The organism is Paucibacter sp. JuS9 (assembly GCF_044043925.2).
Lineage (GTDB): Bacteria > Pseudomonadota > Gammaproteobacteria > Burkholderiales > Burkholderiaceae_C > JAUASW01.
Genome location: NZ_CP194172.1, coordinates 2,321,486 through 2,335,402 on the forward strand (window position 1 = coordinate 2,321,486; position 13,917 = coordinate 2,335,402).

Annotated in this window: 13 protein-coding genes and 1 tRNA gene; 7 read left to right on the forward strand and 7 right to left on the reverse strand. The window is 66.0% G+C overall.

Going from position 1 to position 13,917, the window contains the following annotated elements; all coding sequences use genetic code 11:
- The first annotated feature begins 129 nt into the window (after positions 1 to 129).
- The 4 genes from ABT392_RS10345 (at position 130) to ABT392_RS10360 (ending at position 5,270) form a co-directional block, all read left to right on the forward strand.
- Entirely contained in the window at positions 130 to 1,083 is a 954-nt protein-coding gene (locus tag ABT392_RS10345) for a TAXI family TRAP transporter solute-binding subunit (protein ID WP_334275762.1), read from the forward strand.
- Positions 1,080 to 3,104 (forward strand): TRAP transporter permease, encoded by a 2,025-nt coding sequence (locus ABT392_RS10350; RefSeq protein ID WP_334275763.1) that lies wholly within the window; start codon positions 1,080 to 1,082, stop codon positions 3,102 to 3,104. The genes ABT392_RS10345 and ABT392_RS10350 overlap by 4 nt, the downstream gene beginning before the upstream one ends.
- On the forward strand, positions 3,101 to 3,505 hold the full coding sequence (locus ABT392_RS10355) for a DUF1850 domain-containing protein (RefSeq protein ID WP_395385807.1): 405 nt from the start codon (positions 3,101 to 3,103) through the stop codon (positions 3,503 to 3,505). Before ABT392_RS10350 ends, ABT392_RS10355 begins: the two co-directional genes overlap by 4 nt.
- Positions 3,506 to 3,584: 79 nt before the next feature.
- Positions 3,585 to 5,270 (forward strand): electron transfer flavoprotein-ubiquinone oxidoreductase, encoded by a 1,686-nt coding sequence (locus ABT392_RS10360; protein ID WP_395385806.1) that lies wholly within the window; start codon positions 3,585 to 3,587, stop codon positions 5,268 to 5,270.
- 32 nt (positions 5,271 to 5,302) lie between these two features.
- Here the strand turns inward: ABT392_RS10360 and ABT392_RS10365 are convergent, their stop codons facing one another.
- Both ABT392_RS10365 and ABT392_RS10370 read right to left on the reverse strand, forming a co-directional pair.
- A complete protein-coding gene (locus ABT392_RS10365; RefSeq protein ID WP_334275766.1) occupies positions 5,303 to 5,743 on the reverse strand; it encodes a GNAT family N-acetyltransferase in 441 nt (146 codons plus the stop codon).
- Positions 5,743 to 6,357 (reverse strand): FMN-binding negative transcriptional regulator, encoded by a 615-nt coding sequence (locus ABT392_RS10370; protein WP_334275767.1) that lies wholly within the window; start codon positions 6,355 to 6,357, stop codon positions 5,743 to 5,745. The genes ABT392_RS10365 and ABT392_RS10370 overlap by 1 nt, the downstream gene beginning before the upstream one ends.
- 74 nt (positions 6,358 to 6,431) lie before the next feature.
- Here ABT392_RS10370 and pdxR point away from each other — a divergent pair, with 74 nt between their 5' ends.
- The 3 genes from pdxR (at position 6,432) to ABT392_RS10385 (ending at position 9,336) form a co-directional block, all read left to right on the forward strand.
- Positions 6,432 to 7,904, forward strand: coding sequence for a MocR-like pyridoxine biosynthesis transcription factor PdxR (gene pdxR / locus ABT392_RS10375; RefSeq protein ID WP_395385805.1), 1,473 nt, complete (start codon positions 6,432 to 6,434; stop codon positions 7,902 to 7,904).
- 101 nt (positions 7,905 to 8,005) lie between these two features.
- Complete coding sequence (locus ABT392_RS10380; RefSeq protein WP_334275769.1) at positions 8,006 to 8,806, forward strand: DUF72 domain-containing protein; 801 nt, start codon at positions 8,006 to 8,008, stop codon at positions 8,804 to 8,806.
- The gene (locus tag ABT392_RS10385; protein ID WP_334275770.1) at positions 8,803 to 9,336 is read left to right on the forward strand and encodes a hypothetical protein; all 534 of its coding nucleotides are present in this window, start codon (positions 8,803 to 8,805) and stop codon (positions 9,334 to 9,336) included. Before ABT392_RS10380 ends, ABT392_RS10385 begins: the two co-directional genes overlap by 4 nt.
- Positions 9,337 to 9,401: 65 nt before the next feature.
- On the opposite strand, the gene ABT392_RS10390 is transcribed toward ABT392_RS10385, so the two are convergent.
- From ABT392_RS10390 to ABT392_RS10410, 5 genes are all read right to left on the reverse strand, one after another.
- Positions 9,402 to 9,494: transfer RNA gene (locus ABT392_RS10390), tRNA-Ser, on the reverse strand.
- Between the two features lie 47 nt (positions 9,495 to 9,541).
- Positions 9,542 to 10,813: an aspartate kinase gene (locus ABT392_RS10395; RefSeq protein WP_334275771.1), complete on the reverse strand. Its 1,272-nt coding sequence runs from the start codon at positions 10,811 to 10,813 to the stop codon at positions 9,542 to 9,544.
- Positions 10,814 to 10,923: 110 nt separating this feature from the next.
- Positions 10,924 to 12,204, reverse strand: coding sequence for a tRNA lysidine(34) synthetase TilS (gene tilS / locus ABT392_RS10400; RefSeq protein ID WP_464970971.1), 1,281 nt, complete (start codon positions 12,202 to 12,204; stop codon positions 10,924 to 10,926).
- A gap of 4 nt (positions 12,205 to 12,208) precedes the next feature.
- On the reverse strand, positions 12,209 to 13,180 hold the full coding sequence (locus ABT392_RS10405) for an acetyl-CoA carboxylase carboxyltransferase subunit alpha (RefSeq protein WP_395385802.1): 972 nt from the start codon (positions 13,178 to 13,180) through the stop codon (positions 12,209 to 12,211).
- 85 nt (positions 13,181 to 13,265) lie between these two features.
- Positions 13,266 to 13,916 carry a DNA-3-methyladenine glycosylase family protein gene (locus ABT392_RS10410; protein WP_334275774.1) on the reverse strand — a complete coding sequence of 217 codons (651 nt, stop codon included), beginning with the start codon at positions 13,914 to 13,916 and terminating at the stop codon, positions 13,266 to 13,268.
- Position 13,917 lies beyond the last annotated feature (1 nt).

Sequence of the window (13,917 nt, forward strand, 5' to 3'; positions counted from 1 at the left end):
AGAAGCCTCCCGGCCCGGGCAAGCATTCGGCCGCGGCGCCAACGTGGAACTACCAATTCTTTGCCCCCGCAATCGCACTAGAGTCGTACCCAGCCCCGGCGCCTGACCGGGCGACCACAGGAGACTCCGATGCAACTGACTCGCCGCACCCTGACTCTGTCCGCAGCCCTGAGCTGGCTGACGCCCGCCGCCTTCGCCCAGCAGAAGTTCATCACGGTGCTGACCGGTGGCCAGAGCGGCGTCTACTACCCCTTGGGCGTGGCGCTGTCGCAGATCTATGGCAAGGCCCTGCCCGACGCCAAGGTCACCGTGCAGGCCACCAAGGCTTCGGCCGAGAACCTCAACCTGCTGCAGGCCGGCCGCGGCGAAATCGCCTTCACGCTGGCCGATGCCTTGTCCGACGCCTGGAAGGGCGACGCCGAAGCGGGCTTCACAGTGCCGCTGAAGAAGTTGCGCGCGGTCGCGGGCATCTATGCCAACTACATCCAGATCGTGGCCAGCGCCGACGCCGGCATCAAGACCCTGGCCGACCTGAAGGGCAAGCGCATCTCGGTCGGCGCTCCGAAGTCGGGGACCGAGCTGAATGCCCGCGCCGTGCTGAAGGCCGCGGGCCTCGCCTATGCCGACTTCGCCAAGGTCGAATACCTGCCCTTCGGAGAATCGGTGGAGCTGATGAAGAACCGCCAGCTCGACGTGACCCTGCAGTCGGCGGGCCTTGGTGTGGCCTCGATCCGCGACCTCGCGGCGGCGGTCAAGATCGTCATCGTGCCCATTCCTCCCGAGGTGGTGGCCAGGGTGGGCGACGCGGCCTACCAGAGCGCGCCGATCCCGGCCAACACCTACGCCGGCCAGGCCGCCGACGTGCCGGCCATCGCGGTCAAGAACTTCCTCGTCACCCATGAGGGTGTGGCGGCCGACGCGGTGTATGCCATGGTCAAGTCGATGTACGACAACCTCGACACCCTGGTGGCTGCCCACAACGCCGCGAAGGGCATCCGCAAGGACACCGCGCTGGGCGGCACGCCGGTGCCGCTGCATCCGGGCGCTGAAAGGTACTTCCGCGAAGCGGGACTGATCAAGTGATCGCCGGCAGCACGCCGGACGCACAACTGCAGGAACCCGGCCATGCCGGGGGCTTCAGCGGCGCGCTGTTCTGGATTGCCGTCATCTTCTCGACCTTCCAGATCGTCACGGCCGCCTTCAGCCCGCTGTCGAGCTCGGTGGTGCGGGCGGTGCATGTCGGCTTCCTGTTGCTGCTCACCTTCACCCTGCATCCGCCGCTCAGGCGCGGCTGGCTGGGCTGGATCATGGGCAGCCTGGCCTTCGCGGCGGGGCTCTACCACTGGGTGTTCGAGGCGCAGCTGGTGCAGCGGGCCGGCGAGCTGACGCGGGCCGACATGGTGGTGGGCGTGCTCAGCATCGTGCTGGTCTTCGAGGCCGCACGGCGCATCATGGGCCTGGCCCTGCCGCTGATCTGCCTGGCCTTTCTCGGCTATGCGCTGTTCGGCGAGCATCTGCCCGGCGCCCTGGCACACCGCGGCTTCGGACTCGACCAGGTGGTGTCGCAACTGGGCTTCGGCACCGAGGGCCTCTACGGCACACCCACCTACGTCTCCTCGTCCTACATCTTCCTGTTCATCCTGTTCGGCTCCTTCCTGGAGCAGGCCGGCATGATCACCCTCTTCACCGACTTCGCGCTCGGCCTGTTCGGCCATGCCAAGGGTGGGCCGGCCAAGGTGGCCGTGGTGTCGTCCGGCCTGATGGGCACGATCAACGGTTCGGGCGTGGCCAATGTGGTGACCACCGGCCAGTTCACCATCCCGCTGATGAAGCGCTTTGGCTACAGGGCTTCGTTCGCCGGTGGCGTGGAGGCCTGCGCCAGCATGGGCGGGCAGATCATGCCGCCGGTGATGGGCGCCGTCGCCTTCATCATGGCCGAGACCATCAACGTGCCGTATGTGGAGATCTGCAAGGCCGCGGCCATTCCGGCGCTGCTGTACTTCCTGACAGCGTTCGTGATGGTGCATCTAGAAGCCGGCCGTGCCGGCCTTGTCGGCCTGCCCAAGGAGCAGTGCCCCAACCCCTGGGCCGCGCTGCGCCTGCGCTGGTACCTGATCCTGCCGCTGGCGGTGCTGGTGTGGCTGCTGTTCGCCGGGTACACGCCGCTGTTCTCGGGCATGGTGGGGCTGGCACTCACCGTGGTGCTGATCTTCGGCGCCGGGCTCACGCCGCTGCTCGGGCGCCGCGTGCTGCAGCTGCTGTTCTGGGTGCTGATCGGGCTGGCCGCGTCGAGCTTCTTCCGCTTCGGCATCCTGGCCATCATGCTGCTGTGTGCCGTGCTGGGCACGGCGCTGTGGTTTGCCAAGGGGGGCCGCGACACGCTGCGCCTGGCGCTCGGTGCGCTGGCCGACGGCGCGCGGCATGCGCTGCCGGTGGGCGTGGCCTGTGCGCTGGTGGGTGTGATCATCGGCTCGCTGACACTCACCGGTGCGGCGACCTCGTTCGCCGGCATGGTGATCCAGCTCGGCCAGGACAGCCTGCTGCTGAGCCTGCTGCTGACGATGCTGGTCTGCCTGGTGCTGGGCATGGGCATACCGACCATCCCGAACTACATCATCACCAGTTCGCTGGCCGCGCCGGCCCTGCTGCAGCTGGGCGTGCCGCTGATCGTCTCGCACATGTTCGTCTTCTATTTCGGCATCATGGCCGACCTGACCCCGCCGGTGGCGCTGGCGGCGTTCGCGGCCGCGCCCATCGCGCGCGAATCGCCGATGAAGATCGGCCTGCAGGCGATGCGCATCGCGATAGCCGGCTTCGTGGTGCCCTTCATGGCGGTCTACGCGCCGGCGCTGATGCTGCAGGGCGGCACCTGGTGGGACACGGCCTATGTGGTCGTCAAGGCTGTGCTGGCCATCCTGCTATGGGGCGGCACGGCCATCGGCTACTGGCTCGTGCCGTTGGCCTGGTACGAGCGCGTCTGGGCCTTCGTCGCCGCGGCCCTGCTGATCTCCGCCGTGCCGCTGACCGACGGGATCGGGCTCCTGATGACGGCGGCGCTGGTGCTTTGGCATGTGCCGCGCGCGCGGCGCATCGCGCCTGCGTGAGCACGGCACTGCTGGCCCTGTGCCTCAGCGCCGGCGCACTGCGGGTCGAGCTGCAGATGTCCAGTTTCACGCTGCGCTGGCGGCACTCGATCGAGAAGACCGAATGGGCCGAGGACTACGAACTCGCCGGCGACTGGCTGCACCTGTCGCAGGCCCGCATCCGCGGCTCCGGCGCAGGCATGGAGCCGCCGGCCGGTGCGGTGCTGCTGCACGGCGTCTGGCATTACCGCCCGACCGAACGCTGGCATCGCGAACTGGTGCTGGCGCGCTCCGGCTTCGTGCCTGACTACGAGCTCTGCACGGCGGCGGGATGCCGCCCCCTCACGGACTGGCTGCCGCTGGACCACGACGCAGAGGGTCCGACGGTGTTGCGGTCTTGTCCCCTTCGCCACAAAAAATAGCACGACCGTTCTATTTTTTGTGGGCGCCAGTAGAATGCGCCGCCAACGAGAGACAGCAGTACTTCACAGGACCTCCTACATGACCTCCGCAGAACTCCTCGCCCAATTCGGCCCCCGCGAAAGCATGGAATACGACGTGGTGGTCGTGGGCGGCGGGCCGGCAGGCCTGGCCACCGCCATCCGCCTGAAGCAGCGCGCTGCCGCTGACGGCAAGGACATTTCCGTCGTGGTGCTCGAGAAGGGCTCCGAGCCTGGCGCCCACATCCTCTCTGGCGCAGTGATGGACCCGCGGGCACTGAGCGAGCTGATCCCGGACTGGAAGGCTCAAGGTGCGCCCCTGGGCCAGGCCGTGACCGGCGACGACATCCTGTTCCTGTCCGAAACCGGATCGACCCGCACGCCCGACTGGCTGGTGCCGCGCAATTTCCACAACGACGGCTGCTATGTCGTCTCGCTGTCGAATGTGGTCAAGTGGCTGGCCACGCAGGCGGAAGCCCTGGGCGTGGAGATCTTTCCGGGCTTCACGGCAGCCGAAGTGCTGTATGACGAACAGGGCCGGGTCAAGGGCGTGGCCACCGGCAATCTCGGCATCGGCAAGGACGGCGCGCCGCACGATGGTTTCCAGCTCGGCATGGAACTGCTGGGCAAGTACACCGTGTTTGCCGAAGGCGCACGCGGCCATCTCGGCAAGCAGTTGATCGCCAAGTACCAGCTCGATGCGGGCAAGGACCCGCAGACCTACGCCATCGGCATCAAGGAACTGTGGGAAGTGCCGGCCGACAAGGCCAAGCCTGGCCTCGTGGTCCACACCGCCGGCTGGCCGATGACCGACGACACCTTCGGCGGCGGTTTCCTGTATCACCTGGAAGACAACAAGGTCACGCTCGGCTTCGTGATCGGTCTGGACTACCAGAACCCGTACATGAGCCCGTTCGAGGAAATGCAGCGCTGGAAGACCCATCCGGCCATCGCCGCCCATATCGAGGGCGGCAAGCGTATCGGCTACGGGGCCCGCGCCATCAACAACGGCACGCCGCAAGCCCTGCCCAAGACCGTGTTCCCGGGCGGCGCCCTGGTCGGCTGTGATGCCGGCTACCTGAACGCCGCGCGCATCAAGGGCAGCCATGCCGCCATCAAGTCCGGCATGCTCTGCGCTGACGCCATGGCCGATGCGCTGAACGCCGGCCGCGCGCAAGATGAGCTGGCCGCCTACCCCACGGCCTTTGAAGCGAGCTGGCTGAATGAAGAGCTGCAGCAGACCCGCAACTTCAAGCTGTGGTTCAAGAAGGGCAAGCTCACCGGCCAGCTGATGACCGGCATCGAGCAATGGCTGCTCCCCAAAGTCGGCGTGCAATCCCCGCCCTGGACCCTGCATGGCAGCAAGCGCGACAACGAGTGCCTGCTACCGGCGGCGCAGTGTCAGCCCATCAACTATCCGAAGCCTGACGGCAAGCTCAGCTTTGACAAGCTCTCGTCGGTGTTCATCTCGAACACCAACCATGAAGAGAACCAGCCTGCCCACCTGACCTTGAAGAACGAGGGCGTGCCCGTCGCGGTCAACCTGGCCAAGTACGCCGGCCCCGAGGGCCGCTACTGCCCGGCCGGTGTCTACGAATTCATCAAGACCGATGCCGGCGAAGACAAGCTGCAGATCAATGCGCAGAACTGCGTGCACTGCAAGACCTGCGACATCAAGGACCCGACGCAGAACATCGTCTGGGTCACGCCAGAAGGTGGCGGCGGCCCGAACTACGCGGGCATGTGATCGAAGGGCGGCCGCGGTCGCCCTTTTCGTTTCTACAAGCTGTAGTCGTAGCGCAGGAAACCCCGGTGCTGGCCCACGCGGTCGTAGAGGCCCCGCGCGCGCGCGTTGTCCTGGTGCGTGAGCCAGTAGTAGCGCGCAGCGCCTCGAGCACGCGCCGCTGCAGCCACTGCTTCGATCAGCGCTGCGGCCACACCCCGCCCGCGCGCAGCCTCAGCCACGAACAAGTCCTGCAGATAGCAGACCGGGCCGCTCCAGGTCGAGGCATGCATCAGGTAATGCGCCATCCCGACCAGCCGGCACTCATCCAGGAGCACCAGGCCGTGGACCTCGTTGGCAGACAGCAGCCGCTGCCAGGCCAGCTCGTAGCCGGCGTCGTCCAGCTCGGTCTCGTAGAACTGCTTGTAGCCGCGCGCGAGCTGCTCCCAGCCGGCACGGTCACCGGGCTGCGGCGGACGGATCTCAAACGCAGTCATCAGATGCCCAGCCTTTCCATCCACGACACCATGTCCTGCCCTCGCGCGCCCTGCCCGGCGAAATGCGCGCGCAGCCGCTCGCGCTCGCTGGCAGCGCGGTTCTGGCTCAGCTTGGCCTTGGCCTCCCAGCGCGTGACGCGGATGCGGAAGCCGACGATGGCGCCAAGCAATTTCTCCTTGTAGTCCTCCGGCAGCTCGATCCATTGCGCCGCATACCCGGGCTCATGGCGGGCGATCAGACGCTTGAGCAGGTGATCCTTGGCGAGTGGCGCGTCGATCAGCTCGACCTGACCGTAGACATGGACCGCCAGATAGTTCCAGGTCGGCACAGCGAGGTGGGTGTCGTAATGGCTGGGCGAGACGTAGCCGTCCGGCCCGCTGAAAACCGCCAGTGCTTCGCGCTGTTGCGCCAGCCAGGCCCCATGCGGGTTGGCGCGGGCCATATGGCCCTCCAGCCACCAGCCGGATTCATCAGCGCCCCAGCCCAGCGGCAGGTGGCTGACAAAGGAATGCCCTTGTGCATCGGGGCCGATCAGTGCGGCCAAGGGGCGCTCGTCGATCAACTGGCGCGCAAGGTCCAGATCGCTGAGATTGAAGTGCTTGGGGTTGTACATGGGGCCTCGTTCAGTCCTGGCGCGACTTTAGGTTCCAGCTTGGTACGATGAAAGCTCCAATATCTGCCGATTCCATGGAACCAATCGATGCCAGCCTGGGTCTCGACGCAGCCGGCATCGCGCTGCTGCCGGGTACCGCCCTGGGAGCGCAGCTCCACGAGCAACTGAAAGCCCGCATCCTGCAAGGCCAGCTGCCCGCCGCGCTGCGCCTGCCCACCACGCGGGCGCTGGCGGATGCGCTCGGCATCTCGCGCAACACGGTCGTGCGGGTCTATGAGCGGCTGCTGTCAGAAGGCTATCTGCGCACGCGCACCGGCGACGGCACCTATGTGGCAGCGCTGCGCAACACAGCGCCGGCGGCACTCAGCACCGAACGGACGGAGCCGCCACCACCTGACACGCCGATGTGGGCGCGCCTGCAAGCCTTCGAACCCTCAAGCGCTCTCACGGGCCCGCCCCGCGCCTTCCGCCACGGTGTGCCGGCGCTGGAGCTGTTTCCGAGCGAGACCTGGTCGCGCCTGCTGGCCCGCTTCTGGCGGCGCGCCGACCAGCACAATCTCGGCTATGGCGAAGCGCAGGGCCTGCCACGGCTGCGCGCGCTGATTGCCGCCTACCTGAGTCACAGCCGAGGCCTGGTCTGCACGGCCGAACAGGTGATCATCACCGGCGGCGCTCAGCAAGCGATTGCGCTGGCTTCGCTGGCCCTCTTGAAGCCCGGCGACCGAGTGGCGGTGGAGTCGCCTGGCTACCGCGCCGCAGCGGCCGCGCTGGCTCTGAACGGCGCCGAACTGCTGCCGATTCCGGTCGATGCCGAGGGGCTGCAGGTTGGCGCCCTGGAAGCGACGGGCCCTTGCCGACTGGTTCACGTCACGCCTTCGCACCAGTTCCCGTCCTGCGTGGCCATGAGCCTGCCGCGGCGCCTCGCGCTGCTCAATTGGGCGCAGCGCCACGATGCCTTCATCCTCGAAGACGACTACGACGGCGAGTACCGTCATGCCGGTGTTCCCTTGGCACCGCTCGCCTCGCTGGACAGTCATCAGCGCACCCTCTATGTAGGCAGCTTTTCCAAGATCCTCGTGCCCGGCCTGCGGCTGGGCTATCTCGTTGCACCAGCGGCCTGGGCACCGACGCTGGCGCGCCTGCGCAAGCTGCTGGACCGCCATTCGCCGATAGCGGAGCAGACGGTGCTGGCCGACTTCATCGAGCAAGGTCATTTCCTGCGCCACCTGCGCCGCGCCCGGCGCGCCGCCACGCAGCGGCGCGATGCCCTGCTCGATGCCTGGCAGGCGAGCTTCGGCGGCGCCCTGCCGCTGGCGCCCATTGACGCAGGCCTGCATGCCTTGCTGCCTCTGGATGAACCGGGCCAGGAGCAGCGCCTCGTGCAGGCGGGCCGGGCCGCCGGGCTGGAGTTGATCGGCATGCGCGAGGTCGGCGGTCTGCCACCGCACAGCAGCCGGGCCGGCATCGTGCTGGGCTTTGCCGCCGTCGCACCCGAGGTTTTGCATAAAGCGGTACGAACGCTGCACAAGGCCTGGAACAGGGGCTGAAAACTGGCAAGGCTTGACACAGGGCCGATGCGCTTGCGCCGCCACGCCGTGCCCGATAGATTGCCTGCTCCGCAAGCTCCGCAGCAGCAACAGCAGGAATCATGATGAGTGCAAGCAAGATCCGCGTTGGCATCGGCGGCTGGAACTTCGAACCTTGGCGCGACAACTTCTACCCCAAGGGCTTGCCCCAACACCGTGAGCTGGCATACGCCAGCAGCAAGCTCACGGCCATCGAGATCAACAGCACCTACTACAGCTCACAGAAGGCCACGACCTTCGCCAAGTGGCGAGACGAAACGCCCGAGAGCTTCATGTTCTCGCTGAAGGCCTCGCGCTTTGCAACCAACCGGCGCGTGCTGGCCGAGGCCGGCGAATCGGTGCAACGCTTTGTGGAGAGCGGCATTGCCGAGTTGGGCGAGAAGCTCGGGCCTATCGTCTGGCAGTTCGCGCCGACCAAGAAGTTCGATCCGGTCGACTTTGAGGCCTTCCTGAAGCTGCTGCCAGCTGAAGTGAGCGGATTGCCGCTGCGCCATGCCATGGATGTGCGGCATGCCAGCTTCCAGAGCACCGACTACCTGGCCTTGGCTCGCCGCCATGGTGTGGCCACCGTGTTCACCGAGTCCGAAGACCATCCGCCCATCGCCGACGCGACCGGCCCCTTCATCTACAGCCGCGTGATGCGCACCGCGCCCGAGCTGCCGCAGGGTTGCACGCCCGCGGTGCTGGATGGCCTGGCTGCCAGCTGCCGCAAGTGGCAGGCAGGCGGGACGCCCAGTGGCCTGCCCTTGCTCGAGCCCGCGCCGGCAGCCGGCAGCGAGCGCGATGTGTTCCTGTTCTTCATCAGTGGCGCCAAGGAGCGGGCGCCGGCCGCCGCCATGGCCTTGCTTGATCGCCTGGAATGAAACTCATGAAAAGAGTCTGCGTCGCCCTGTTCTGTATCGCACTGCTGGCGTCGCTCGCCGCGCTTGGCGCCTGCTCGACTCCACCACCAGCGCCTTCCGCACCGCTGCCCATTGCCGCCACACCCGACCCCGATCCGCAATGCAAGCTGAGGAATCGTGGCGAAGGATTCGACATGATTGCCCGGCACCGGGCCTGGAGCAATGCTGTGATCGCGCGCGATGTCAAAGCGCTCTCCGAAATCTACGATGATCTGCCCATGCATGCAGAAGGCGTGATGCATGACGCCGCCCAAACGGTACTCACCCGGGACCGCGTGATCACGGAGCTGTTGAACAAGACCGATGGCCAGCGGCTCACGTTTTGGAATTACGGTGCTGGAGGCATACGCTGCGACACCGCGATCAGCATCAACACCCTGACCCTCACCGACGCCAATGGCAACAAGCGCGACGTGACCTACCATCTGACCTGGGCGCGTGTCGGCAAGGACTGGAAGCTACTCGCCCAGTACTTCGGTCAGCAGCTTTAGACGCCCCGCGACCCGGCCAGAAACAGCAAAGCCCCCAGGCTTTCGCTTGGGGGCTTTCCATGTTCTGGCGGAGTCGGAGAGATTCGAACTCTCGATGCAGGTTTTGCCCACATACTCCCTTAGCAGGGGAGCACCTTCGGCCACTCGGTCACGACTCCAGAAGAGCCTCGCAGTATAGCAGCGTTTTTCGTGGCTCTCAGCCCAATCAGGCCGAAACTTCCTGGTCGAGATCGAAAGCCTTGTGCAGCGCACGCACCGCGAGCTCCATGTACTTCTCGTCGATCACGACGCTGGTCTTGATTTCGCTCGTGGAGATCATCTGGATGTTGATGCCCTCTTCGCTCAGCGCGCGGAACATCTTCGAGGCCACGCCCACATGCGAGCGCATGCCGATACCGACGATCGAGACCTTGCAGATTTTCGGGTCACCCATCACGCGCGCAGCCTGCACCGCGGGGCCGACCACCTTCTCCAGCAACTCCATCGTGCGCGCGTAATCATTGCGGTGCACGGTGAAGGAGAAGTCGGTCTTGCCGTCTTGCGAGACGTTCTGGATGATGACGTCGATATCGATATTGGCGTCGGCCACCGGGCCCAGGATCTGGAAGGCGATGCCGGGTTTGTCGGGCACGCCCAGCAGGGTCACCTTGGCTTCGTCGCGGTTGAAGGCGATGCCGGACACGACGGCTTGTTCCATGTTTTCGTCCTCTTCAAAACTGATCAAGGTGCCGGACTTGGCTTCCTCGTTGATGTCGATGTCCCAGGGCGTGAAGCTCGAGAGCACGCGCAGCGGCACACGGTATTTGCCAGCGAATTCGACCGAGCGGATCTGCAGGATCTTGGAGCCAAGGCTCGCCATCTCCAGCATCTCTTCAAAGCTGATCGTGTGCAGGCGGCGCGCCTCGGGAACGATGCGCGGATCGGTGGTGTAGACACCGTCCACGTCGGTATAGATCAGGCATTCGTCGGCCTTCATCGCGGCGGCAATGGCCACAGCGGAAGTATCCGAACCACCGCGACCCAGGGTCGTGATGTTCATGTCCTCGTCCACACCCTGGAAGCCGGCGATGACCACGACCTTGCCGGCCGCCAGGTCGGTGCGCACGCGCTTGTCGTCGATGCTTTCGATGCGCGCCTTGGTGTACGAGGAGTCCGTCGCCACCGGCACTTGCCAGCCGGTGTAGCTGACAGCCTCCATGCCTTCGGCCTGCAAGGCGATGGCCAGGAGGCCCACGGACACCTGCTCGCCGGTGGCGGCAATCATGTCCATCTCGCGGTTCAGCTCGGGGCTGCTGGTGGCGGGCGAAAGCTCCTTGGCCAGGCCCAGCAGGCGATTGGTTTCGCCGCTCATGGCCGAGGGCACGACCACCATCTGATGGCCGGCACGCGCCCATTTGGCGACGCGCTTGGCGACATTGCGGATGCGGTCGGTGGAACCCATCGACGTGCCGCCGTACTTGTGAACGATTAGTGCCATTGGAATTCTTTGGAAGCGCGGAATTCGTCGGCGTGCGTCGCTCACTGAACGGCGCACGGATGCGAACCGTCGATTCTAGCTACCGCAATGCAGCATTTACCCGCAGACGGTTACGGCGCGACGTCAGGAATCCAGCTGAGGCGCAGCTGCGGCGAGCCCGCCTCAGCCAGGTGACGAGCGTCCACTCCGAGGCCCGCCACAAAGACCAGTTCACTGCCGCAAACAAGCATCGGCCCCTGGCGTAGCCAGGCTGGCACCGCACGATCCTGGAAGCATTTCTTGAGGCTGCGCGGCAGCCCTTTTGCGTGCAACTGGAACTGCTCGCCGCCCCTGCGTTCGCGCATCGTCAAGCATCGCAAGACATTTTCCGAAGCCCCTTCGATCTCGGCCCGCTCGACCAACCACGCGCCTTGCCAAGCCGGCTGTGGATAGCGACCTGGCTTGCTGAGGTCGAGTTCAAGTTCGGGGCGTTCGGCCTCTGCGCCGTCTTCGATGAAGCTCAGGCGCGCGCGATAGAGGCGCAAATGCCCACCTGCGCAGGGCCAGCCGCCATGCTCATCAGCCTCGTGAAGCAATCGGGCCACGAGGCTCGCCGGCGCAGGCTGGGCCAGTTGCTCCAGGAGCCAGGCGCGCAGGGCATTGCTGGCGCGGGCTGGCGAGAGCAGTCGCAGGCCGGCCAGGTCAATGCCCAAGTCGTCCTCCAGCGCCTGCAGGTCCTGCTGCGCCATCTCGCGCTGCAAATCCAGCGCCTCCTGTGCCCATTGCGCCGCCTGAGCCAAGGAGGCTTCGGCTTGCGCAAAGGCCTCGCACAAGGCCGGCCAGACCTGCAGGCGCAGACGGTTGCGGGCATAACGAGGGTCGGCGTTGCTGTCGTCATCGACGAAGCGCAGCCCATGCTCTTGCAGATAGGCTTCAACGGCGTCGCGCGGCTGACCCAGCCAGGGCCGAGCCCAGCTCATGCCATCGCGAAACTGCAAAGCTGGCATGGCCGCCTGGCCGGCCGTACCGCCGCCACGCAAAGCCTGAAGCAAGAAGGTCTCCGCCTGATCACGGCGATGCTGAGCGAGCAGGACCAAGTCGGCGCCCTGCTCTTCAGCCATGGCCTGCAGTGCCAGATAGCGTCCCTCCCGCGCCCAGGCCTCGACACTCTGCCCCCCTGCAGGCGCTCCTGCCAAGCGACGGAACGAGAACTGCACCGGCAAGCCCTGTGCCGCCCAGGCCTCGCATTGCGAGCGGCAATGCGCGACCCAGCCGTCGGCGCGCGCACTCAAGCCATGGTGGACATGCAAAGCAAGAACCCGCAGACCCAGTTCCTGGGCACTGCGGGCTGTTGCGTGGAGGAGCGCGGTGGAATCACGGCCGCCGCTGTAGGCCACCGCAACGACCGGCAAGGGCTCAGCGGTTCTTGGTGTCGCTGAAACGGCCATAGGCCTGCAGGCGCTCGTAGCGGCGCTCCAGCAGGGCGTCCGGCTTCAGGTCGCTGACCTGGCGCAGTGCGTCGCCCAGGGCGCGCTTCAGGCTGGAGGCCATCATCTTGGCATCGCGATGAGCGCCGCCCACCGGCTCGCTGATGATCTTGTCGATCAGACCCATGGCCTTCAGACGATGGGCGGTGATGCCCAGCGCCTCGGCGGCCTCTGAGGCACGCGCGGACGACTTCCAGAGGATGGAGGCGCAGCCTTCCGGCGAGATCACCGAGTAGGCCGAGAACTGCAGCATCAGGACCTGATCTGCCACGCCGATGGCCAACGCGCCGCCAGAACCGCCTTCGCCGATCACGGTGGCAATGATGGGCACTTCCAGCTGGGCCATCTCGAAGATGTTGCGACCGATGGCTTCGGACTGGCCACGCTCCTCGGCACCGATGCCGGGATAGGCACCCATGGTGTCGATGAAGGTGAACACCGGCAGGCCGAACTTCTCGGCCAGCTTCATGAGGCGCAGGGCCTTGCGATAGCCCTCGGGGCGCGGCATGCCGAAGTTGCGCAGCGTGCGCTCCTTGGCGTCTGAGCCGCGCTGGTGGCCCACGATCATGCAGGGCTGGCCATTGAAGCGGGCCAGGCCACCGACGATGGCCGGGTCATCCGCGAAGTGGCGGTCGCCGTGCAGCTCCTGGAACTCGGTGAAGACCTCGGCGCAGTAGTCCAGCGTTTGCGGGCGCTGCGGATGCCGGGCGATCTGGTAGACCTGCCACGGCATCACGTTGCCGTAGATGTCCTTGGTCAGCTGCTGGCTCTTCTTGGAGAGGCGGTCGATCTCTTCGGAGATGTCGACGGCCGACTCGCTTTGCACGTAGCGCAGCTCTTCGATCTTGGTTTCGAGCTCGGCGATGGGCTGCTCGAATTCGAGGAAATGTTTCTTGCTCATCCTGCTAGGGTCTCTCAGTGATGATGCCGTCAGGCGGGCGGCACAGAACTCTTGATCAGGTGCCGGGCGCGTGACCCGCCGGCTGTCAGTAATCGACAGGGAGCGGGTCGAGGCTGCGCCAAATGTACCATGTGGCTACCGAGCGGTAGGGAGCCCAGGCGTCGCCCACCTCCCGTGCCTCGGCGCGGGACACCGGCTCGCCGGAGAAGTAGTTTTCGCTGATGCCCTTGAGCAGACCCAGGTCGTCCAGCGGCATCACATTGGGCCGCATCAGGTGGAAGATCAGGAACATCTCGGCCGTCCAGCGGCCGATGCCCCGGATCGCAACAAGCTCGTCAATGATCGCTTCGTCGTCCATCTGCGTCCATTGGCGCACATGAACCTTTCCGGCCTCGAAGCTTTGCGCCAGGTCCGACAGGTACTCGATCTTGCGCGCGGACAGGCCGACACCCCGCAGCGCCTCGGTTGCCAGGCCCAGCACGGCAGCCGGCTGGATCTTGGTGGACGGGCCCGAGGTCAGCGCCGCGAAACGGTCCCAGACTGCTTGCGCGGCCTTGACCGAGATCTGCTGGCCGACCACCGAGCGGGCCAGCGTCGTGAACGCGTCGCCATTGCTCTGCAGCCTGGCCTCGCCAAACTGCGGGATGAGTTTCTTCATCACCCGGTCACGCTTGACCAGGTGGCGGCAGGCCTCATCCCAATAGTCCGGGGTCACCCCCGCCGATGTGCGCGCCATC